The 23,605-nt window shown below is 71.4% G+C and carries 6 protein-coding genes; all 6 read right to left on the bottom strand.

Features of this window, described 5'->3' with window-relative positions; translation table 11 throughout:
- Positions 1-541: 541 nt before the first annotated feature.
- Positions 542-3,772: a non-ribosomal peptide synthetase gene (locus GAS53_RS43290; protein ID WP_151483277.1), complete on the bottom strand. Its 3,231-nt coding sequence runs from the start codon at positions 3,770-3,772 to the stop codon at positions 542-544.
- Positions 3,773-3,944: 172 nt separating this feature from the next.
- Positions 3,945-7,064 (bottom strand): type I polyketide synthase, encoded by a 3,120-nt coding sequence (locus GAS53_RS43295; protein ID WP_151483278.1) that lies wholly within the window; start codon positions 7,062-7,064, stop codon positions 3,945-3,947.
- A gap of 1 nt (position 7,065) precedes the next feature.
- Positions 7,066-21,117: a type I polyketide synthase gene (locus tag GAS53_RS57820; RefSeq protein WP_450165081.1), complete on the bottom strand. Its 14,052-nt coding sequence runs from the start codon at positions 21,115-21,117 to the stop codon at positions 7,066-7,068.
- Positions 21,118-21,400: 283 nt separating this feature from the next.
- A complete protein-coding gene (locus GAS53_RS43305; protein ID WP_151483279.1) occupies positions 21,401-22,138 on the bottom strand; it encodes a thioesterase II family protein in 738 nt (245 codons plus the stop codon).
- Positions 22,135-23,385, bottom strand: a complete 1,251-nt coding sequence (locus tag GAS53_RS43310) for a cytochrome P450 (protein ID WP_151483280.1) — start codon at positions 23,383-23,385, stop codon at positions 22,135-22,137. The genes GAS53_RS43305 and GAS53_RS43310 overlap by 4 nt, the downstream gene beginning before the upstream one ends.
- Positions 23,382-23,603, bottom strand: a complete 222-nt coding sequence (locus GAS53_RS43315; RefSeq protein ID WP_225859443.1) for a phosphopantetheine-binding protein — start codon at positions 23,601-23,603, stop codon at positions 23,382-23,384. Before GAS53_RS43315 ends, GAS53_RS43310 begins: the two co-directional genes overlap by 4 nt.
- Between the last annotated feature and the right edge of the window lie 2 nt (positions 23,604-23,605).

The raw sequence follows: 23,605 nt of genomic DNA on the forward strand, positions 1-23,605 counted from the left end.
CGGCCACGACCTGGCGTACGACGCGTACCAACCGCTCCGCGAGCCACTCCGCCGTCTGTCGGTCGCACCCGGCGTCGGCGTATTGAAGGACACCGGTCGTCCCGCCGCCGGAGTGCCGCCAAGGGGGCGGTACAGGGTGAACGCAAGCCCCTGAGCGCCCTGCGCATCCGCATTCTGTTCCGCATCCGCCGGATCAACTCGGCGAACGGCGTGTCCTGCCACAGATCCGCCGGTACCGCCGAGGCATCGGTGAAGGTCTTTCAGCCGCCCGTCAAACCGTCGACCCCGCCTTCTGCTCTTCTTGCCGTCGTTCCCCCTGCGGTTGACAAGGGCCGTCCAGCGGGCGTGAAAAATTGAGACCTGCGGCACCATGGATTGTCCCGTCACCGGGAAGGATTCCGCTCAGCGCCACCCGTACAGGCAGACTCGATGCATCTTTCGAGCAACTCACCGCTCTTCGACACGACAGCGCCCGACACGCCCGTCTCCGGCAGTTCCGCCTCGACGCGGCCTGGCCCTGGGCCACCGCGTCCACCCTCGCCTACAGAACTTCGCCTTCCTTCGTCCTCCTGCGCAGAGCCGGCCTGCTGGACTCGGCGAGGTCCTTCCACGTGTCGGTCAGGCCGGCGATGGTGCGCACGGCGAACAACGTGCGGATGGGCACCTCTTGGTTCAGCTCCGCCCGGATCAGGCTGGTCAGCCTGATCGCCCGCAGAGAGTTGCCACCGTGGTCGAAGAAGTCGTCGTCGATGCCCACTCGGTCCAGCTCGAGCACGTCGGCGAACGCCTCGGCCAGCACCCGCTCGGTGTGGTTGCGCGGGGCCCGGTACTTTTCGTCATCGAATGTGGGCGCCGGCAGCGACGCCCGGTCCACCCTTCCACCGGCGGTCAGCGGCAGGCGTTCCAGGACCACGAACACCGACGGGACCATGAACTCCGGCAGCCGCCCCGCGGCGAACCGGCGCAGCTCGTCACCCGCAACGGCCTGGCCGCCCACCGGAACCACATAGGCCACAAGGCGTTGCTGCCCGGAGGTGTCCTTGCTGACGACCACCACCGACTGCGCAAGGCCGGTGTGCTCGCACAGCGCTTCCTCGACCTCGGCCAGTTCGACCCGGGTACCACGTACGTCTGCCTGGGCGTCGGCCCGGCCCACGTACTCAAGGAGGCCGTCGGTACTCCACCGCACGCGGTCTCCGGTCCGGTACATGAGCCCGCCGGCCGGACCGAACGGACAGGGCACGAACCGCTCCGCGGTCTGCCCGGGGCGCCCGGGACAGCCACGCGCCACGCCGGGCCCGGCCACGTACAGCTCTCCGGCCACGCCCACGGGGACCGGCGCCAACCCCGGCCCCAGCACGTAGAGGGCCGTGTTGTCCGTCGGGCGGCCGACCGCGCCCGTGTGGTGCGCCTGTTCGCCCGCCGCCAGGCGGTGGGATGCGGCGAACACGGTCGTTTCCGTCGGACCGTGACCGCTCACGATGGTCAGCTCGGGGCAGGTCTCCCGCACCCGCCGCACCGCGGCCGCGGACACGCGGTCACCGCCGGTCCACACCTCGCGCAACCCGGCGAGGCTCTCGGGGCGTTCTGCCGCGATCTCCGAGAACAGGCCCGCGGGCAGCCACACCGCGGAGATCTCGTGCGCCGCTCGCACCTCGGTCAGCGCGTCGATGTCCAGCTCCCCCGGAGGAGCCGCGACCACCCGGCCGCCGTTCAGCAAGGGCACCCACACTTCGAGGGGAAGCGCGTCGGAGGTGTGCGGCGCATGCCACAGCACGGTGCTGTCGCCGGCATCCTGCCAGCGGCGGTCCAGGACGAACCGCTCCATGTTCCGGTGCGTCACGGCGACTCCTGTGGCCGCGCCGGTCGGTCCGGAGCCGTACATCACGGCCAGCAGGCCGTCTCGACGCGACGGGACCGGAGCCTCCGTCGCACGGTTGCTGTCGTCGGCGGTGTCCGACCGGATGTCGTCGAACAGGATCGCCGGCACATCCAGCTCGCCGGAGAGCGCTTCGGCTGTCGCCGTATCGGTGAGCAGTGCGCGCACCGAGGCGTCGCCGGCCACCGACGTGATCCGCTCCGCCGGGAACGCCGGGTCGACCGGCAGGTAGGCTCCGCCCGCCTTCACCACTGCCAGCAGGGCAACGACCAGGTCGACCGATCGGGGCAGCGCCACCGCCACGACCGTCTCGGGTCCGACCTGCCGTCGTCGCAGCGCCTGGGCCAGGCGGCTGGAGCGCTCGTCCAGCTCCCGGTACGAGACCGCCGAGTCGCCGGACACCACCGCGACGGCGTCGGGAGTCCGCTCCGCCTGGCGGGCGAACAGCTCCGGAACCGTCAGCCCCGGCACCGGCACATCCGTGTCGTTCGGCGCCGTCAGCACCCGGTCCCGCTCGACACCGCTCACCACGTCCAGCGCGCCGACCGGCTGTTCGCCCGCGGCCACGACGGCGCGGATGTGCGCGATCAGGTCCTCACCGATGAAGCGCAGCTCCGCGCGGGAGTACAGGCTCGCAGGGGCGTCGAGCCGGATGAACAGGTCGCTGTCTGCGGTCCCGTCGGTGTAGACGCCGATCGCCAGTTCTTCGAAGGTCCCGGTCGTCCCGCCGAGGAAGTGCGCCGGGCTGTCGGCGAAGTGGAGCTGTTCCGGCAGCTCGACGATGTTCATGACGGCACCGAAACTGCCGCGATCGTTCAGGACGGTTCCGCTCGCGCGCTGAATCTCCGAGTAGTGGCAGGCGGCGTGATCGAAGATCTCATACGTCTCGTCGCCGATCGCGTCGGCGATCTCGGTGAAGGTCGCACCGAGCGGAACCTTCACCCGTACCGGCACCACGTTCACCGCCAGGCCGGGCGTCCGGCTCGCCACCCCGACCCGATTGGCCACGGCCAGCGAGAGGAGGAACTCGGGACGATCGCAGCGGTGCCGCAGGTACACCGCCGCGGCCGCGGTCAGCATCGACGACATCCACACACCCATGGACTTCGCGGTCTCGGTCCACGCGTCCGCATCGGCGCGCGGCACGGTCAGCGTTCGGCTCACCATGCCGATGGGTGCGGTCAGCTCCCCCCAGCGGTCGGCGCTGCCCATCGGTTCGCAGAGCGCGGACCGCATCGCGTCGGACAGGGCGACGCGCGGAATCTGCGCGGGGGCGGGCGCATCCGCCAGGTAGCCGCGCCAGAACGCCGTGTCCTCGGCGAACTGCTCGGAGGTGCTGTACTCCGCTGCCTCGGTCGCGAACGACTCGGCATCCCACGGGTGCGGCAACTCCGGTACGTCCGACCCCTGCGACAGCGCCGTGTACGCCTCGGCGAGGCGCCGCGACAGCAGGCCGGCCGCGCCGTACCCGTCCGATATGAGGTGGTGGTAGATGATCACCAGCACGGAGCGGGCTGCCGCGAGTTTGACCACACCCAGCCGGAACAGCAGATCCCGCTCCAGGTCGAACGGCTGTCGCACCATGTCGGCCAGCGCTTCGCGCGCCGCCCGCTCCGGATCGTCCTCGGCGCTGACGTCCAGGAAGAACGGCCGCCAGTCCCCCAGTTCCCTGGGCACGAGGCGCAGCCCGCTGCCGTCGTCGACGAAGTTGACGCGCAGCACTTCCGCCTCGTCCATCACGTGCAGGAACGCGGATTCCATGACGGCCGCGTCCAGCTCACCGTCCACATTCCACAGGGTCAGCGCATGGTTCAGTGTGTCGGGAAACATTTCCTGCGCCCGCCACAACCCTTTATGCGCAGACGACGCACCGAACGAACGCACAGAGATCATCCTCTCAGCAAAGCGGCCGGGAACCGGAGGAATTCGGAGAAGGCCTCCACCTTCACGGAAGCGGATCGGCTGTTCAAGGCACCTGGGTACCGGAACGGGCCTGGTCACCGGCGGACTTGCGTCCCGCCGGCGGGACGGTGTGCGGGGCACAGGTGGCCCGTACACCGTGGGTTCACTGCCGGTCGCGACCGGCCATCGAGGTCATGAGGTGCCCGGCGATCCGCCTCGGTGTCGGGTGCCGCAGCACCAGGTTCGGCTTCAGCCTGAGTCCGGTCGTCGTGGCCAGGCCCTTGCTCAGCTGCGCCGAGAGCAGCGAGTCGAATCCGAGGTCCTTGAATTCCTGGTCGGGGTCGATGGTCTCGCTGGAGGGGTGTCCGAGCACGACGGCGACCTTCGTGAGGACGTGGTCCAGGACGAGTGCCGTCGCCTCGTCGTCGGGCAGGGTGGCGAGCAGGTCCGGCAGGGCGATGGGCTCGTCGTCACCCTCGGGCGGCTCCGGCGCGGGCACCTCCGCGGTCACCCCCGCGTGCGACGAGTTCAGCCAGTAGCGCTGCCGCTGGAAGGCGTACGTCGGCAGGTCCACCCGCCGGCGGGTCCCGAACAGGGCGTCCCAGTCCACGGACCCGCCCTGGACGTGGAGCCCGGCCAGCGAGCCGAGCACGGCCTCCACCTCGTCCCGCCCCCGCCGCGTCGACGACAGGACCAACGCGCTGTCCACGTCCTCGACCATCTCCTGCACCGGGATCGTCAGAACGGGGTGCGGGCTCATCTCGATGAACACCCGGAAACCGTCCTCGGCCAGCCGCTGGACGGACGTTTCGAAGAGGACCCTTTCGCGCAGGTTGTTGTACCAGTAGTCGCCGTTGAGCTGTGCGGTATCGATGACTTCGCCGTGCAGGGTCGAGTAGAAGGGCAGCGTCGACGTCTTCGGGCTCACGTCGGACAGCGAGGCGATCACCTGGTCGCGGACCTGGGTCACCTGGTGGGAATGGGAGGCGTAATCAACGTCTATTCGCCGGGCCTGAGCGCCTTCGGCCTTCATCTTCTCGACGAACTCGTCGAGTGCGTCGGGTTCCCCGGACACCACCACGGAGCGGGGGCCGTTGACGACGGCGATGCTCACCCGGTCCTTCCATGGAGCAAGACGTGCCTCCACGAGATCCGCGGACTCCGTGACCGACGCCATCCCGCCGTGACCCTTCAGATCCACCAGGGCCTTGCTGCGGAGCGCCACGACCTTGGTGGCGTCGCGCAACGACAGCGCGCCGCAGACGTAGGCGGCGGCTATCTCGCCCTGGCTGTGTCCCACCACCGCGGCCGGCTCCACACCCCACGACCGCCACAGGGCAGCCAGGGACACCATCACGGAGAACAGCGCCGGCTGAACCACGTCCACTCGGTCGAAAGTTGGCGCCCCCTCCTCGCCGCGCACCACGTCGAGCAGCGACCAGTCGACCCACTCGGCCAGCGCGGCCGCGCACGCGTCGAGGCTCTGCGCGAAGACGGGGAAGGTGTCGTACAGCTGACGGCCCATGCCGACCCACTGCGACCCCTGGCCGGGAAACATGAAGACCGTCCCACCGAGCTCACCGGCCGCGCCACGCACCACTGCGGCTGACTCCGCGCCGTCGCTCAACGACGCCAGGCCGCTCAGCAAGTCGTCCTGACCGCGGCCCAGAACCACCGCACGGTGTCCAAAGGCCGACCGGCTCGTCACCAACGACCAACCGACATCAGCGATGTCGACACCCGGATTGGCGGCGGCGAAATCGCGCAGCTTGCACGCCTGCTTCTCCAAGGCCCCCGCGCTCTTGGCCGACAGCACCCACGGCACGAGGCCGCCGGCAACAGCCGAGAGCGCGTCAGGCTCCTCCGCCTGCTCCAGCGGCGGTCCCTCTTCCAGGATGACGTGCGCGTTGGTGCCGCTGACCCCGAACGACGACACGGCGGCCCGCCGCGGACCGTCCACCCGGGTCCACTCACGCCCCTCCACCAGCAGTTCAACCGCGCCGGAGGACCAGTCCACGTGGTGTGAGGGCGTATCCACGTGCAGGGTCTTCGGCAGATGCCGGTGACGCATGGCCATCACGGCCTTGATGATCCCGCCGACCCCGGCGGCAGCCATGGAGTGCCCGATGTTCGACTTCAGGGACCCCAACCAGAGCGGCCTGCCCTCGGCCCGGCCCTGTCCGTAGGTCGCCAGCAGAGCGCCTGCCTCGATGGGATCCCCCAGCGTGGTTCCGGTGCCGTGGGCTTCGACCAGGTCCACCTCGGAGGCCGAGACCCCCGCGTTCGCCAGCGCCTTGCGGATCACCTTCTCCTGGGCGCGGCCGTTGGGGGCGGTCAGCCCGTTGCTGGCCCCGTCCTGGTTCACCGCGGAACCGCGCAGGACGGCCAGCACCGGGTGGCCGTTGCGGCGGGCGTCGGACAGCCGCTCGAGGAGCAGCACCCCCACCCCCTCGGCCCAGCCGGTTCCGTCGGCTGCGTCCGCGAAGGACTTGCACCGTCCGTCGGCCGACAGACCGCGCTGCCGGGAGAACTCCACGAAGAGCGCGGGCGTCGACATCAGCGCCGCCCCGCCTGCCAGCGCGAGCGAGCACTCTCCCGAGCGCAGTGACTGCGTCGCCATGTGCACGGCCACCAGTGACGACGAGCACGCCGTGTCCACGGTCACCGCCGGTCCGGTCAGACCGAGTTCGTAGGCCACTCGGCCGGAGGCGACGCTCAGCGCGCTGCCTTGCAGCAGATAGCCCTCCAGTTCGTTCCCGCTCGCCTCCAGGAAACGCATCCCGTACTCGGGGGAGCTCACTCCGGAGAAGACACCGACGTCGGCGCCGCGCACATCGGCGGCAACGATGCCCGCCCGCTCGAAGACCTCCCACGACGTCTCCAGCAGCAAGCGCTGCTGCGGATCGACCGCCAGCGCCTCACGCGGGCTGATGCCGAAGAACCCCGCGTCGAAAGAGGCCGCGTCGGTCAGGAACCCTCCGTGCCGCGTGTACGAGCTGCCGGCCGTGTCGGGATCCGGGTCGTATATGTCCCGCCACCCGCGGTCCTGCGGGAACTCGTCCACCACGTCCAGGCCGCCGCGGATCACATCCCACAACTCCTCGGGCGATGACACGCCTCCCGGGTAGCGGCACGCCATGGCCACCACGGCGATCGGCTCGCCGCGGCCGGCTTTCAGGGCGTCGTTCTCCTGCCGGAGGCGGTCGCGCTCCTCCAGCAGTGTGCGGAGCGCCCGTTGGACCCGGTCCGCACCGTCGGCTGTGCGATCCGCGGAGTTGTTCATGTCACTTACCCTTCTCATCCAGAACAAGGTCGACGAGTGCGTCCAGATCCAAGTCCGCCAGCTCGTCGCCGCCGGTGTCCGCGTCGGCGTTCGCCTGAGACGGGTCGGCGCACGCCAGAACCAGCTCCAGGACGCCCGCGCTCCGCAGGCTGTCGATCGAGACGGTCCGCAGCACTTCCCGGATCTCCGCCTCCTCGTCCGGGCTCGCGTCCGGCGCCGGACCCATCAACTCGAATATGTGCCAGCCCAGTTCGCGTGGGGTCGGGTAGCTGAAGACGAGGGTGGGCGCCAGCCGCAGTCCGGTCGCGGACGCCAGACGGTTGCGTAGCTCGACCGCGGTCAGCGAGTCGAAACCGAGGTCCTTGAACGCCTTGTCGAGGTTGATGGTGTCGGGCGTGGTGTGGCCCAGGACGAGCGCGACGTTGGTGCGGACGAGGTTGGCGAGGGTGTCCTCGGCCTCCTCGGGGGACAGGCGGGCCAGGCGATCGCGGAGGGTGGCGGCGCCGGTCGCGGTGGCCGCGGTGGCCTTGCGGACGGGAGCGCGCACCAGGCCCTGGAGAACGGCGGGAAGAGTGCCGGTCTCCAGGTGGGGACGGAGCAGGGCGGGGGCGATCTTGGCCGGGACCAGGCAGGCGGCGCCCGTGGCACGGGCGGCCTCGAACAGCGCCATCCCTTCCTTGGCCGTGATGGGCTTGATCCCGAGGCGAGCCATCCGGGTCAGGTCCACGTCGTCCAGGTGGCCGGTCATGCCGCTGCTGTCGGACCACAGTCCCCAGGCCAGGGAGGTGGCCGGCAGCCCGTCCGCGCGACGGTGCTCGGCCAGCGCGTCGAGGAAGACGTTCGCCGCGGCGTAGTTGCCTTGGCCCGAAGTGCCCAGAACACCCGCCGCGGAGGAGAAGAGTACGAACTCGGTCAGGTCGGTCTCCCGGGTGAGCTCGTGCAGGTGCCAGGCGGTGTCGACCTTGGGGCGGAACACGCGCTCGATGCGCTCTGCCGTCAGGGAGGCGATGGTGCCGTCGTCGAGGACACCGGCGGTGTGCACGACGGCGGTCAGGGGGTATTCGTCGGGAATGTCCGCGAGGAGCGCGGCGAGGGCGTCGCGGTCGGCGGTGTCGCAGGCGACGACGGTGACCTTCACGCCCAGCTCGGTCAGTTCGGCGGCGAGTTCGGGCGCGCCCGGAGCGTCCAGGCCACGCCGGCTGGTCAGCAGCAGATGACCAGCCTGCCCGGCCGTCGCGTACCGGCGGGCGAACAGCGTGCCGAGGGTGCCCGTGCCGCCGGTAATCAGGACCGTGCCGCCCACGGCGGACTCCGGCACGGCATCGGCGTCCGCGGCCGGCGGGATCTCCCGCACGAGCCGGGGGACGTACAGCTGCTGATCTCCGTCACGCAGGGCCACCTGTGGCTCGCCGCTTCCCAACGCCGCACGGAACGACTCGGCGGAGACGGCGTTCTCGTCCGCCAGATCGATCACGGTGAAGCGGCCCGGGTTCTCGGCCTCAGCCGTACGGATCAGGCCCCAGACAGCGGCGTCCGCTGGGCTGGGCGACTCGGTGTCGGTATGCACCGCGACCGCTCGCCTGGTGACGAACACCAGCCGGCTGTCGGCCAGCCGCTCCTCGGCCAACCACGACTGGACCAGGTCCAAGGCGTACTGAACGGCCTCACGCGCGGAGCCGAGGACGTCCCCGCCCGAGCTGGAACGCCCCAGCAGGCCGGTGGCGATGACCAGGTCCGGGAGGAGAGCGTCGTCCGCCAGCAGCGGCGCCAGCTCCGTATGACTGTCGACCGCGACATCGTCGGGGAGCGATGTGACCAGTGCCTCGGGAACGGCGGCGCCCAGGAACGCCACCCGGCCGGCCTTGAGTGCCTCCGCGACGGGCGCGGGGGTCCAGGCCAGGCGGAACAGATGGTCGTCGCCTCCCGCCGCAACGGACTTCGCCAACTGCTCGGTGGTGATCGGCCGGATGGCCAGCGACGCCACTTCGGCGACCGGCTGCCCGGTGGGATCGGCGAGCCTGACGCGCAGCGTTCCCGCGTCAGCAGGGCTGATCTGGACGCGCAGGGCCCGGGCACCCACGGCGTGAAGCTGGACGTTCGACCAGGCGAACGGCAGCAGCACCTGGTCCGAGCCCTGCTCGGGACCAGTGCCCACGATCGGGTGGAGCGCGGCGTCGAAGAGCGCGGGGTGGATGCCGTAGTGCTCGGCGGCGGCGGTGTCGTCGGTGGGGAGGGCGACCTCGGCGTAGAGGGTGTCGCCCTGGCGCCAGACGGCGGTCAGGCCCTGGAAGGTGGCGCCGTAGCGGTAGCCGCGGTCGGCGAGGTGGTCATAGAGGGTGTCGGCGGGCACGGGAGTGGCGCCGGCTGGCGGCCAGGCCGCCAGCCCCGCCCACTCGGCCGGGTCCGGCGTGGCGGACGACTGGGGGGTGAGGGTGCCGGTGGCGTGGCGGGTCCAGGACCGGTCGGGGGTGGCGTCCTCGGGTCGGGAGTGGATGGTGAGGGCCCGGCGACCTTCGCTGTCGGGTGCCTCCACGTGCACCTGCAGGTGGAGACCGCCGGTGGCCGGAAGGGTGAGGGGGGCTTCGAGGGTGAGGTCTTCCAGGTGGGGGGTGTCGGTGGCCTGACCGGCGTGGAGGGCCAGTTCGATGAACGCGGTGCCGGGCAGGAGGGACGTGTCGTGGACGGCGTGGTCGGCCAGCCAGGGATGGCTGCGCAGCGACAGGTGCCCGGTGAATACGTGTCCGTCGCCGTCCGCGAGGGCGACGGCGGCACCGAGCAGGCCGTGGTCGACGGCGTGCAGGCCGAGGGTGTGGGGATCGGTGGCAGCGGTGGCTTGCTGGATCCAGTAGTGCTCATGCTGGAAGGGGTAGGTGGGCAGGTCGCGGTGTGTGGGCCGGGTGGTGGGGAAGAAGCCCGCCCAGTCGGCGGGGGTGTGGGTGTGGGCGGTGGCGAGGGAGGTCAGCACGCGCTGCCAGGTGTCGTCGCCCCGACGCAGGGTGCCGGTGACGGCGACCTCGCCGGTGCCCGCATGGTCCTCGACCGTCTCCTGCAGCGGGTGGGTGAGCACCGGGTGCGGGCTGACCTCGACGAACAGGGTGTGCCCGTCGTCCAGCAGGGCGCGGGTGGTCGTCTCGAAGGCCACGGTGGTCCGCAGGTTCTCGTACCAGTACGCCGCGCCCATCGCCGTCGTGTCGCTCATCGCGCCCTTGGCGTGGTCGCCCACGGTCGAGTAGAACGCCACCTCCGGCTCCCGCGGGCGCACCGGAGCCAGCAGCTCCAGCAGTTCGTCGTGGAGCGCCTCGACGTGCGGGGAGTGGGAGGCGTAGTCCACCGGGATCTTCCGGGCCCGGATGCCCGCGCCCTCGCAGTGGGTGACGACCTCCGCCAGCGCGTCGGCGTCACCGGCGACCACGGTGGCCGACGGCCCGTTGACCGTGGCGACGACCACCCGCCCCTCCCACCGGGCGATGAGTTCCTCGGCGTCCGCCACGGCAACAGGCAGGGAGACCATCCCGCCGTGGCCCGCAATGTGGGTGATGGCCTGGGAGCGCAACGCCACGATGCGAGCGGAGTCCTCCAGCGACAGCACACCGGCGATGTGCGCGGCGGCGATCTCGCCCTGGGAGTGGCCCACTACCGCGTCCGGGGTGATCCCCAGGTGCTCCCACAGCCGGGCCAGGGAGATCATCATCGCCCACAGCGCGGGCTGGATGACGTCGACGCGGTCGAGAGCGGGGGCGCCCTCTTCCTGGTCGAGGACGTCGATGAGGTTCCAGCCGGTGTGCGGCTCCAGTGCTGCCGCGCAGGCGGTGAGGTGCTCGGCGAACAGCGGCGAGCTGCGCATCAGCCCCACACCCATGCCGGCCCACTGCGAGCCCTGACCGGGGAACACGAAGACCGTCTTGCCCGGCTGGGCCGCTGCCGTGCCGGTGACCACCCGGGCTGAGGGCTCACCGGCAGCCAGCGCGGCCAAGGCCCCCCGGTAGTCGGCCGGTTCACGGCCGATCACCACCGCCCAGTGCTCGAACACCGACCGGCTCGCCACCAGCGCATGACCGACCTCGGCGGGCGTCACCTCGGGGTGACGGTCGAGGTGGTCCAGCAGCCGCTGCGCCTGCTCCGCCAGCGCCGCCTGCGACTTCGCCGACACCAGCCACGGCAACGTCCCGTCCGTCACCGCCACCGGCTCCGGCGCACCCTCATCGGTGACGCCTTCGTCCTCCGGGACCTGCTCGACGATGAGGTGGGCATTGGTGCCGCTGATGCCGAAGGAGGAGACCGCCGCGCGGCGCGGACGTCCCGTTTCCGGCCAGGACCGCTCCTCGGTCAACAGCTCCACCGCACCCGCGGTCCAGTCGACATGCGGGGTCGGCTCGTCCACGTTCAGCGTGCGGGGCAACACCCCGTGCCGCAAAGCCATCACCATCTTGATCACACCGGAGACGCCGGCGGCCGCCATGCTGTGACCGATGTTGGACTTCAGCGAACCCAGCCACAGCGGCCGGTCCTCCGGCCGGTCCTGACCGTAGGTGGCGATCAGCGCCTGCGCCTCGATCGGGTCGCCCAGCCTGGTGCCCGTGCCGTGCGCCTCGACCACGTCGACCTCGTCCGGCGTGAGGCGGGCATTGGCCAGGGCCTGGCGGATGACGCGCTCCTGCGAAGGCCCGTTGGGGGCGGTCAGGCCGTTGCTCGCGCCGTCCTGATTGATGGCGGAGCCGCGGATGACCGCCAGCACCTGGTGGCCGTTCTTCCGTGCGTCGGAGAGCCGCTCCAGGAGGAGGACTCCGACGCCCTCACTCCAGCCCGTGCCGTCGGCAGAGGCCGCGAACGACTTGATCCGGCCGTCGGGCGCCAGCCCGCGCTGCCTGCTGAACTCGGTGAGCACACCTGGGGTGGCCATCACCGCCACACCGCCGGCCACCGCGAGGGTGCACTCCCCCTGGCGCAGCGCGTGCGCCGCCTGGTGCAGCGCCACCAGGGACGACGAGCACGCCGTGTCGATGGTGAGCGCCGGGCCCTGAAGACCGAGGAAGTAGGAAAGGCGGCCGGAGAGCACGCTGGTCGTGTTGCCGGTCAGCAGCAGGCCGTCCAGCCCCTCGGTGGCATCGTGCAGGTGAGGGCCGTACTCCTGGGGCATGGCGCCGATGAACACGCCCGTCCGGCTGCCGTGCACCGACTCCGGGCGGATGCCCGCCCGCTCGAACGCCTCCCAGGTAGTCTCCAGGAGCAGCCGCTGCTGCGGATCCATGGCCAGCGCCTCGCGCGGCGCGATACCGAAGAAGCCGGCGTCGAACTGGCCCGCGCCGTAGAGGAAGCCGCCCTCGCGGACGTAGGACTTGCCCCGCTGCTCGGGATCGGGGTCGTACAGCCCGTCGACGTCCCAGCCGCGGTCCGTCGGCAGCCCCGAGATCCCGTGGCTGCCGGATGCGACCATGTCCCACAGCTCATCGGGGGATCCGACGCCGCCGGGAAGCCGGCATCCCATGCCCACGATGGCCACGGGCTCGTCCAGCGCGGCGGCCGTGACCACGGGTGCGGCGGCGGGCGCCGTCTCACCGAGCAGTTCGCCGCGCAGGTGCCGGCTCATCGCGGTCGGCGTCGGGTAGTCGAAGACCGCCGTCGGCGACAGGCGCAGGCCGAAGGCCGCGCTCAAGCGGTTGCGCAGCTCCACCGACGACAGCGAGTCGAATCCGATGTCCTTGAACCTGCTGTCCGGCCGGACCGCCTCCGGTGTCGCGTGCCCCAGCACGGTCGCGGTGTGGGCGCGCACCGCCTCCAAGAGCTCGCGCTCCGCATCGGCCGCGGGCATCCCGGCGAACCGCTCCCCGCCCGCGGTGCCGCCCGCCGAACCGGCCGCGGCGGTGCGGCGGACGGCACGGGGACGCACCAGGGCGCCGAGCACCGCGGGCAGCGCCCCGGGCCCGTCCTGGGCCAGTCGCGCGGTGTCCAGGCGTGCGGGAACGAGCGTCGCCTCGTTGAGAGCGAGGGCCGTGTCGAACAGGGCGAGCCCCTCCTCCGACGGCAGGGGTGCCATGCCGACCCGGGCCATTCGGGCCAGGTCCGCCTGGTGCAGATCCCCCGTCAGCTCGCTGCGCTCGTCCCACAGGCCCCAGGCCAGCGACGTCGCGGCAAGTCCCTGGGACCGGCGGTGCACGGCCAGCGCATCGAGGTAGACATTCGCCGCCGCGTAGTTGCCCTGCCCCGCGCCGCCGAGCGCGCCCATCACCGAGGAGAACAGGACGAACGCCGCCACATCCCGGTCCCGGGTGAGCCGGTGAAGGTGCCATGCCGCGTCCGCCTTGGGCCGCAGCACCGCGTCCAGCCGCTCGGGCGTCAACGCGGAGACCAGGCCGTCGTCCAGCACGCCCGCCGTGTGCACGACCGCGGTCAGCGGGTGCTCGTCCGGTATCCCCTCCAGCAGGCCGGACAGCGCCTCGGGGTCGGAGACGTCGCACGCTACCGCCGTGGCCGTCGCCCCGAGCTCGGACAGCCGCTCCACCAACTCGCCGGCGCCCTCGGCCCCGGGCCCGCGGCGGCTGACCAGCAGCAGTCGCCGCACCCCGTGCGCGGTCACCAGGTGCCGGGCGAGGAGCCCGCCCAGCGTGCCGGTGCCGCCGGTGATCAGCACCGTGCCCTCCGGATCCCACACCGGCGCCATGGTCACGTCCGGCTGCCCCACCGCCTGCTCCTGCGGGGGTGTCGGTGCGCCATCGGCCGCGGCCCGGACGAGTCGCGGCACCAGGACCTCTCCCCCGCGCACCGCGAACTGTGGCTCACCGCAGGCGAGCGCGGCGGGCAGGGCGCGGAGGGAACGCGCGTCCTCATCGACGTCGACGAGGACGAAACGGTCCGGGTTCTCCGTCTGCGCGGTGCGCAGCAGGCCCCACACCGGCGCGGAGGCGAGCTCCGGCTGCTCCGTGTCGCCGGCCGCCACCGCACCACGGGTGACCACCGCCAGCCGTGTGTCGGTGAACCGCTCGTCGGCAAGCCACGACTGCACCAGGGACAGCGCCTTGAGCAGCTCGGTGCGAACGGCGGCGGGACCGCCGGAGGCGGCGTCTTCGGCGGAGGCGGCGCTTTTGCCGGGCAGGTGGCAGGCCAGGACGAGTCCGGGCCGGGAGGCGGTGTCTCCGGAGGCGGTGGTGGCGAGTCCTGCGAACTCGCCGCTGAGCACGGACAGGTCCGCGTACCGCCGCACCTGTGCGGCGTCCAGAACGGTGCCGAGCCCGAGTCCGTCGTCGCCCACCAGCGCCCACGGGCCGACCGGGGTCCCGTCGGCCACCTGTGCCGCCCGGCTCACCCATTCCATGCGGAACAACGCGTCGTGGTGCCCGTCCCGCGCCCCGCCCAGCTGCTCGGAGTCAACGGGTCGCATCGCCAGCGATCCGACCGACGCGACCAGCGCGCCCTCGGTGTCGGCGACCTCCACCACGAGGGCGTCGCGGCCCGCCGGGGCCAGCCGCACCCGCACGTTCGTGGCGTCGGTCGCGTGCAGCCGCACGTCGGACCACACGAACGGCAGCCTCAGCGACGCCGGTTCCCGCCCGGCCCCCGCATCCGGGATGAGCCCGGCGTGCAGGGCCGCGTCCAGCAGCGCGGGATGGATGCCGAAGGCGGCCGCCTCGGTGCGCCGCTCCTGCGGCAGCGCCACCTCGGCGTACACCTCGTCGCCCCGCTTCCACACCGTCCGCGCCCCCTGGAACGCGGGGCCGTACTGATAGCCGAAGGCGGCCAGTGACGGGTACAGCTCATCGGTGTCCACCGACACCGCCCCGGTCGGCGGCCACACCCGGGGATCCCACGAGGACGGCGCCGGCCCGCCGGGGGCGAGCACGCCCGTGGCATGGCAGGTCCAGGGCACACCTGTCCCCTCGCCGTCGGGCCGGGAGTGAATGTCCACGGAACGCCGTCCGGCGTCGTCGATCTCACCCACTTCCACCCGCAGCTGGACGCCGCCGGTCGCGGGCAGGACGAGCGGTGCCTGCAAGGTGAGTTCCTCGAGGTGGTCGCTGTCCACCTCGTCACCCGCGCGGAGCGCCATCTCGACGAAGGCCGTGCCGGGCAGCAGAACGGTGCCGGAGATCGCGTGGTCGACCAGCCAGCCATGCGTCTGCAACGACAACCGGCCGGTCAGCACGGTGGCATCGGTCCCCGCCAGTTCCACCGCCGCGCCGAGCAGCGGGTGTTCGACCGCCGCCTGCCCGGCTGCGGCCGCGCCCCCCGCGCTCCCGGGCCTCTCCAGCCAGTAACGCTGCCGTTGGAAGGGGTAGGTGGGCAGGTCGAGGTGGGCGGGCCGGGTGGTGGGGAAGAAGCCCGCCCAGTCGACGGGGGTGTGGGGGTGGGTGTGGGCGGTGGCGAGGGAGGTCAGCACGCGCTGCCAGGTGTCGTCGTCCCGGCGCAGGGTGCCGGTGACGGCGACTTCGCCGGTGCCCGCGTGGTCCTCGACCGTCTCCTGCAGCGGGTGGGTGAGGATGGGGTGGGGGCTGGCCTCGATGAACAGGGTGTGCCCGTCGTCCAGCAGCGCACCGGTGGCAGCCTGGAAGTGCACGGCCGTGGCCAGGTTGTCGTACCAGTACTCGGCGTCCATCACCGTGGTATCGGCCATCGGCCCGCCCAGATGACCGGCCACCGTGGAGTAGAACGCAACAGTGGCCGGATGTGCCTCGACAGAAGCCAGGACATCCAGCAACTCGTCACGCAGCGGATGCACATGGGATGTGTGCGAGGCGTAGTCGATGGGGACACGCCGGGCACGCATGCCCTCGCCCTCGCAGTGCGCCAGCAACTCCTCGACCGCGGCGATCTCACCCGCGACCACAGTGGCCGACGGCCCGTTGACCGTGGCCACGACCAGCCGCCCCGCCCACCGGCCGATGAGACCCTCCGCATCCGCCAAGGGCAGCGGCAGAGAAACCATGCCGCTGCGACCCGCGATCCGGACGAGAGCCTGGGAACGCAACGCCACAATACGAGCCGCGTCATCGAGGGTGAGAATGCCCGCGATGTGGGCCGCGGCGATCTCACCCTGGGAATGGCCCACCACCGCATCCGGGGTGATGCCCAGGTGCTCCCACAGCCGGGCCAAAGAGACCATCACCGCCCACAGAGCGGGCTGGACGACAGCATCGCCCTCAAGAGCGGGGGCACCCTCGGCCTGGTTGAGGACGTCAATGAGGCTCCAGCCGGTGAACGGCTCAAGCGCCGCCGCACACGCCGTCAGGTGCTCGGCGAAGACAGGGCTGGTGGCCATGAGCTCCACACCCATACCCACCCACTGCGAGCCCTGCCCGGGGAACACGAACACCGTCCCGCCCGGCTGGCCCGCCGCCGTACCGGTCGCCACCCGGGCGGACGGCTCACCGGCAGCCAACGCGGCCAACGCACCCCGGAAGTCGGCCAGTTCACGACCGATCACCACCGCCCGATGCTCGAACACCGACCGGCTCGCCGCCAGCGCATGACCGACCTCAGCGGGCGTCACCTCGGGGTGACGGTCGAGGTGGTCCAGCAGCCCTCGCGCCTGCTCCGCCAGCGCCGCCTGCGACTTCGCCGACACCAGCCACGGCAACGTCCCGTCCGTCACCACCACCGGCTCCGGCACACCCCCATCGGCGGCGTCCTCGCCTTCCGGGGCCTGCTCCACGATGAGGTGGGCATTGGTGCCGCTGATGCCGAACGACGAAACACTGGCGCGCCGCGGGTGGTCGCCCTCCGGCCAAGCCCGGTTCTCGGTGAGGAGTTCCATCGCTCCCCCGGCCCAGTCCACGTGCGAGGACGGCCGGTCCACGTGCAGCGTCTTCGGCAGCAGGCCGTGGCGCATGGCCATGACCATCTTGATGACGCCGCCCACGCCCGCCGCGGCCTGGGAGTGGCCGATGTTGGACTTCAGCGAACCCAGCCACAACGGCCGGTCCTCCGGCCGGTCCTGACCGTAGGTGGCAAGCAGCGCCTGCGCCTCGATCGGATCGCCCAGTGGCGTGCCCGTGCCGTGCGCCTCGACCACGTCGACCTCCTGCGCCGACAGGCCGGCGCCGGCCAGGGCCTGGCGTATCACGCGCTCCTGGGAAGGCCCGTTGGGAGCGGTCAGACCGTTGGAGGCGCCGTCCTGGTTGATCGCCGAGCCGCGCACGACCGCCAGCACCTGGTGGCCGTTCTTGCGTGCGTCGGAGAGGCGTTCCAGCAGCAGCAGGCCCGCGCCCTCCGCCCAGGCCGTGCCGTCCGCCGCCTCGGCGAACGCCTTGCACCGCCCGTCCGCCGCAAGCCCGCGCTGCCGGCTGAACTCCACGAACATGCCCGGCGTGGCCATGACGGCGACGCCGCCGGCCAGCGCGAGATCACACTCGGCGTTGCGCAGCGCCTGGGTCGCCATGTGCATCGAGACCAGCGAGGAGGAGCAGGCGGTGTCCACCGTCACGGCCGGGCCCTGCAGGCCGAGGGCGTACGAGATGCGGCCCGAGGCGACGCTCGCGGTGTTGCCGGTCAGCAGGTACCCGTCGAACCCGGCGGCGCCGTCGTGCAGGTGAGGGCCGTACTCCTGGGTCATGGCGCCGACGAAGACGCCGGTCTGGCTGCCGCGCAGCGCGGTCGGGTCGATGCCCGCCCGCTCGATCGCCTCCCAGGAGGTCTCCAGGAGCAGCCGCTGCTGCGGGTCCATGGCCGTCGCCTCGCGCGGGCTGATCCCGAAGAAGGCGGGGTCGAACGCCGCCGCGTCGGAGAGGAATCCGCCCTTGGCGACATACGACGTGCCGGGCCGGTCCGGGTCGGGGTCGAGGAGCCTGTCGGTGTCCCAGCCGCGGTCGGTGGGGAAGTCGGTGATGGCGTCGACGCCTTCGCTGACGAGGCGCCACAGGTCCTCAGGGGCGCGGACATCTCCTGGATAGCGGCAGGCCATGCCCACGATCGCGATCGGTTCGTCCGCGCTGACGGCGGCGAGCGGGGAACCGGGGGCGATGCCGGCGGACTCCTCGGAACCCAGCAGTTCGGTCTGCAGATAGCGAGCGACGGCGGTGGGGGTCGGGTGGTTGAAGAGCAGCGTCGTCGGGAGCTTCAGGCCCGTGAGGGTGCTCAGACGGTTCCGCAGTTCGACGGAGGCGAAGGAGTCGAAACCGAAGTCCTTGAACGTGCGGTCGCCGTCCACCGTCTCCGAGGTGACCCGTCCGGTGATGGCCGCGACCTCGGCACGGATCCGGTCGGTGAGGATCTGTTCCTGCTGGGTCCGGGACGCCTTCCGAAGGCGGTCGAGGAGTGGCGACGACGCGCCGGACTCGGCCGGAGCGGTGTCCTCGAACTGGTCGGCGAGCACATCGGCCCACGCGTCGGAGTCGACGTCGGCATGGCCGCCCGTCGGCAGGTCGATCCAGTGGCGCTGCCGTTGGAAGGGGTAGGTGGGCAGGTCGAGATGGGCGGGCATGGCGGCCGGGAAGAAGCCCGACCAGTCGACGGGGGTGGCGTGGATATGGGCGGTGGCGAGGGAGGTCAGCACGCGCTGCCAGGTGTCGTCGTCCCGGCGCAGAGTGCCGGTGACAGCGACCTCGCCGGTGCCCGGGTGGTCCTCGACGGTCTCCCGCAGGGGGTGGGTGAGCACCGGGTGGGGGCTGACCTCGACGAACAGGGTGTGCCCGTCGTCCAGCAGAGCGCCAGTGGCGGCCTGGAAGTGGACGGCGGTGGCCAGGTTGTCGTACCAGTACTCGGCGTCCATCACCGTGGTGTCGGCCATCGGCCCGCCCAGGTGACCGGCCACGGTGGAGTAGAACGCGACGTGGGCCGGTCGTGCCTCGATGGGAGCCAGGAGATCCAGCAACTGGTCGCGGAGGGGATGCACGTGCGACGTGTGCGAGGCGTAGTCGATGGGGACACGCCGGGCACGGACGCCCTCACCCTCGCAGTGCGCCAGCAACTCCTCGACCGCGGCGATCTCACCCGCCACCACAGTGGCCGACGGCCCGTTGACCGTGGCCACCACCAGCCGCCCCGCCCACCGGGCAACGAAGTCCTCAGCCTCCGCCAACGGCAGCGGCAACGACACCATGCCACTGTGACCCGCGATCCGAACGAGAGCTTGGGAACGCAGCGCCACAATGCGTGCGGCATCCTCCAGCGACAGCACACCGGCGATATGCGCGGCGGCGATCTCGCCCTGGGAGTGGCCCACCACCGCATCCGGCGTGATGCCCAGGTGCTCCCACAGCCGGGCCAGAGAGATCATCACCGCCCACAGGGCAGGCTGGATGACAGCATCGCCCTCGATGGCAGGCGCACCCTCCACCTGGGACAGAACATCAATGAGGTTCCAGCCCGTGTACGGCTCAAGCGCCACCGCACACGCCGTCAGGTGCTCGGCGAACACCGGCGACGTGCGCATCAGCTCCACACCCATGCCGGCCCATTGCGAGCCCTGCCCGGGAAAGACGAACACCGTCCTGCCCGGCTGAGCCGCCGCCGTGCCGGTGACCACCTGCGGCGACGGCTCACCGGCAGCCAATGCGGTCAACGCGCCCCGGAAGTCGGCCAGTTCACGACCGATCACCACCGCCCGATGCTCGAACACCGACCGGCTCGCCGCCAGCGCGTGACCGACCTCAGCAGGCACCGCCCCAGGGTGCCGGTCCAGGTGGTCAAGGAGCCGCCGCGCCTGCTCCGCCAGCGCCGCCTGCGACTTCGCCGACACCAGCCACGGCAACGTCCCGTCCGTCACGACGGCCGGTCCGTCCTGCACGGCCGCGCTGTCGTCCGCCGTCCACTCGCGCAGCACGACGTGGCAGTTGGTGCCGCCCATGCCGAAGGAGCTGGTGCCGGCGATCAGGGGACGGTCGGGCCGGGGCCAAGGGGTGAGGTCCTGCTGGACGCGCAGCCGCAGTTCGTCGAAGGCGATGTCGGGGTTGGGCGTCTCGAAGTTGAGGCTGGGCGGCAGCTCGCGGTGCCAGATGCTGAGGACCGTCTTGAGCAGGCCGACGACGCCCGCGGCGCCCTCCAGGTGGCCGACGTTGGTCTTCGCGGACCCCACGCGCAGCGGGGCGCCGGCGGGGCGCCCGGTGCCGAGTGCGGCGCCGAGGGCGGCCGCCTCGATGGGGTCGCCCACGCGCGTGCCGGTGCCGTGGAGCTCGACGTACTGCACGTCCTCGGGGCGGGTTCCGGCGCGCGCGTGCGCGCGGCGGATGACCTCTTCCTGGGCGCGAGCGCTGGGTACCGTGAGGCCGGGTGTGGCGCCGTCGTTGTTGACGGCGCTGCCCTCGATGACGCAGTAGATCCGGTCGCCGTCCGCCACTGCCCGGGACAGGGTCTTGAGGGCCAGGTAGACGCCGCCTTCGCCGCGGACATAGCCGTTGGCCCGGGCGTCGAAGGTCTTGCACAGCCCGTCCGGGGACAGGCCGCCGAACTTGGCCGAGCCGATGGTGCTCTCGGGGACGATCGCGAGGTTGACTCCGCCCGCGAGCGCGAGGGTGCACTCTCCGGCGCGCAGGCTCTCCGCGGCCAGGTGCACCGACACCAGCGACGAGGACTGGGCCGCGTCGACCGCGAGGCTGGGGCCGCCCAGACCGAGCGTGTAGGAGAGGCGGTTGGCGATGATGCTGCGGTGGAGCCCGGTGACGGAGTGGCGGTCGATGCGCTGGGTGCCGTGCTTGTAGAGCCGGATCGCGTAGTCGTCCCAGATGGCGCCCACGAAGACACCTGTGCGTGTCCCCGCGAGGTGTGCGGGGACGATGCCGGCGTCCTCCAGCGCCTCCCAGCCGAGTTCCAGCATCAGACGCTGCTGGGGATCCATCATCGCGGCTTCATTGGGGGCGATTCCGAAGAAGTCGGCGTCAAAACCGGCGATGTCGTTCAGGAAGCCGCCGCGCGTGGTGGTGACCTTGCCGGGGGCCGTGACGTCGGAGGCGAGCAGCCGGTGCGCGTCCCAGCGGTCGGCCGGCACGTCGGTGATGCCGTTTCCGCCGTCGCGCAGCAGTGCCCAGAAGGCCGAGGGGTTGTCGGCCTTGGGCAGACGGCATGACATGCCCACGACGGCGATGGGCTCGCGAGCGGACTCCTCCGGCTCGTGCGCCCGCTCGCGCAGCGTCTGCGCATCGCCGACGGTGCGTCGCGCGTAGGACCGGAACTTGTCGACGTCCTGCACCAGGACCTCCCCCAACGGTTACTTAGAAGAACAGGCGTGGCTACGCGTATCCGCGGTCGATCAATTCGTGAAAGTCGTGGTCCCTGCGGCCTTCCCGGTTCGCTTCCGCCGCCGTTTCCGGGGCATCGGACGCCTCCGGCTCAGGAGGGAGAAGGGGTTGCGACCGAGCGTTTGCGGGACGGGTTGGGTGAACGTGTCGGTGCCCGAAAGCCGCCCGCTGCTTTCACCGCCAGGAGGTCAACCGCTTCAGCAGGTCGTCCGGCGCGTTCATGAAGTCGTGGTGGCCGCCGTCGAGAACCCGGATGTCGACCGAGTCCGAGTACGGACGCCACCCCTCGAGCTCCTCGAGCCTCACGTCGGGGTCGTCCCGCCAGTGCAGCACGACGATGGGGCAGCGCACCGTGACCGGCTCCGCCCGCCGGTAGGCACGCGCGGCGGCGAGATCACGGAGCAGTACGACCATGCCCAGCTCGATCATGTCCGGCCGGGGCTCGATCCCCCGGCCGCGGATGACCGACTCCAGTTCGGCGCGCAGCGCGGACTCGGTCATGGTGAGCATCCGGTCGCGCTCGGCGTCGTGCGGTGCCGGCTGGCCCGACACGAAGAGGCACTCCGGCCCTGGCAGGCCCAGTTCGGCGAGCCTGACCACGGTCTCGAAGGCGGGCAGCGCGCCCGCGCAGTGCCCGAAGAACGCGAACGGCCGGTCGAGCCGCGGCACCAGGGGTTCGACCAGGCCGGCGGCGAGGTTCTCGTAGGTGCCGTAGTGGGGGTGGGCAAGCCGGTTCTCGCGGCCGGGGAACTGCACCGGGCAGACCTCGACGTCGTCGATCGTGGCCGGCCAGGCGCTGAAGGCCGAGGCCCCGGACCCGGAGTAGGGGAAGCAGAAGAGCCGGGCGGGGTGGTCGGTGGACTGCGGACGGACGAACCACGGCGACGTGGCGGTTATGGAGCCGGATGTCATGGCGTCTTTCGTTTCGTGGCGACGATGGGGAGGTGGGTCATCCCGGCGATGAAGTACGACCGCAGATGCTGCGGTTCGCCGTCGAGCTCGATCGATCCGAACCGCTGGAGCAGTTCCTCGAAGAAGACGCGCAGGGTCAGCCGGGCCAGCGGTGCCCCGACGCAGAAGTGCGGCCCGAACCCGAACGCGACCTGGCGTTTCGCGTTGTCCCGCGTGATGTCGAAGACGTGCGGATCGGTGAACTGGGACGCGTCCCGGTTGGCCGACCCGATCCACGCGACGACCGCCCCACGGGCGGGGATCGTGCCCCCGCCGACCTGGATGTCGCTCACCGCGTACCGCATGAAGTTACAAGCGGCCGATGTCCAGCGCAGCCCTTCCTCGACCAGGTTCGGGATCAGCGACGGGTCTCCTTGCGCCTTCTCGAACTGCTCGGGCCGCTCGATGAGCGCGTGCACCGTGCCCGAGATCGTGTGCGGTGTCGTCACGTTGGCGCCCAGAAGGATGCTGTAGCCGTCGAGGGCGATCTCCTCGTCGGTCAGCGGCGCGCCTCCCGGGCGGACGCTCATGAGGTGGTTGAGCAGGCTGTCGTCCCCGCCTCCGGCCGCCCGCCGCCGTTTGACCCACTCGGTGACGTAGGTGACGAGCTCGTGGTGGGAGATGGCCAGGGTCGCGGCTTCGCTGCCCATCTGGAAGTGCGGGTCCGCGGGGGCCGTCACCATCGCGGTCAGCTGGACGAGTTCTTCCCAGTCCTTCTCCGGGATCCCAAGGAGCGGGCCCGTGACGATCGCCGGGAGGAGCAGCGCCTGCTCGGCCAGGTCGAAGGTGCCGCCGTCGAGCGCCGGTTCGAGGAAGCGCACGATCGACCGCCGGATGCTGTCCTCCCAGGACTTCACCGCCCGCGCGGTGAGCTCGGCGCCGATCGGCCGGCGGACCTCGGTGTGCCGCGGCGGGTCGGTGGACGTCAGCAGCACGCCCGCCGCGACGTCGTCCGTGCCGAGGTGGGTGGGCACCGTGCCGCGCTCCGAGGTGAACTCCCGGTGGTCGCCGAGCACGCGGCAGACGTCCTCGTAGCGGGTCACCGACCAGAACTCCCGGCCGTCGGGGAGGACTTGGCGGTGCAGGGGCGCCTTCGCCCGCATCACGTCCCAGATCGGGTGCGGATCGCCCGAGGTGTAGAGGTCCAGGTCGAACAGGTCGACGCGATCGAGGTCGATGTCGCGTGCGGGACCCGGCGTCAACCTCACGTCCCGGCCCTCCCCTTCTCGATCAGCTCGGCGACCCGGGCCGGGGTCTGCGCCAGGTAGAAGTCGCGCACGGACAGCTCGACGCCGTAGTCCTGGGCCGTCCGGTCGATGATCTTGATTCCGATCAGCGAATTGCCGCCGAGCGCGAAGAAGTCGTCGTCCGCCCCGACCTCGCGACCGTTGAGGTATTCCCCCCACATCTCCGATATCTCCCGCACGA

The organism is Streptomyces albicerus, from assembly GCF_008905045.1.
Taxonomy (GTDB): Bacteria; Actinomycetota; Actinomycetes; order Streptomycetales; family Streptomycetaceae; genus Streptomyces; species Streptomyces albicerus.

Bases quoted from the DNA above. Each gene is read 5' to 3' on its own strand.
- GAS53_RS43305 (WP_151483279.1), bottom strand. From the start codon at position 22,138: ATGACATCCGGCTCCATAACCGCCACGTCGCCGTGGTTCGTCCGTCCG.
- GAS53_RS43295 (WP_151483278.1), bottom strand. From the start codon at position 7,064: ATGAACAACTCCGCGGATCGCACAGCCGACGGTGCGGACCGGGTCCAA.
- GAS53_RS43290 (WP_151483277.1), bottom strand. From the start codon at position 3,772: ATGATCTCTGTGCGTTCGTTCGGTGCGTCGTCTGCGCATAAAGGGTTG.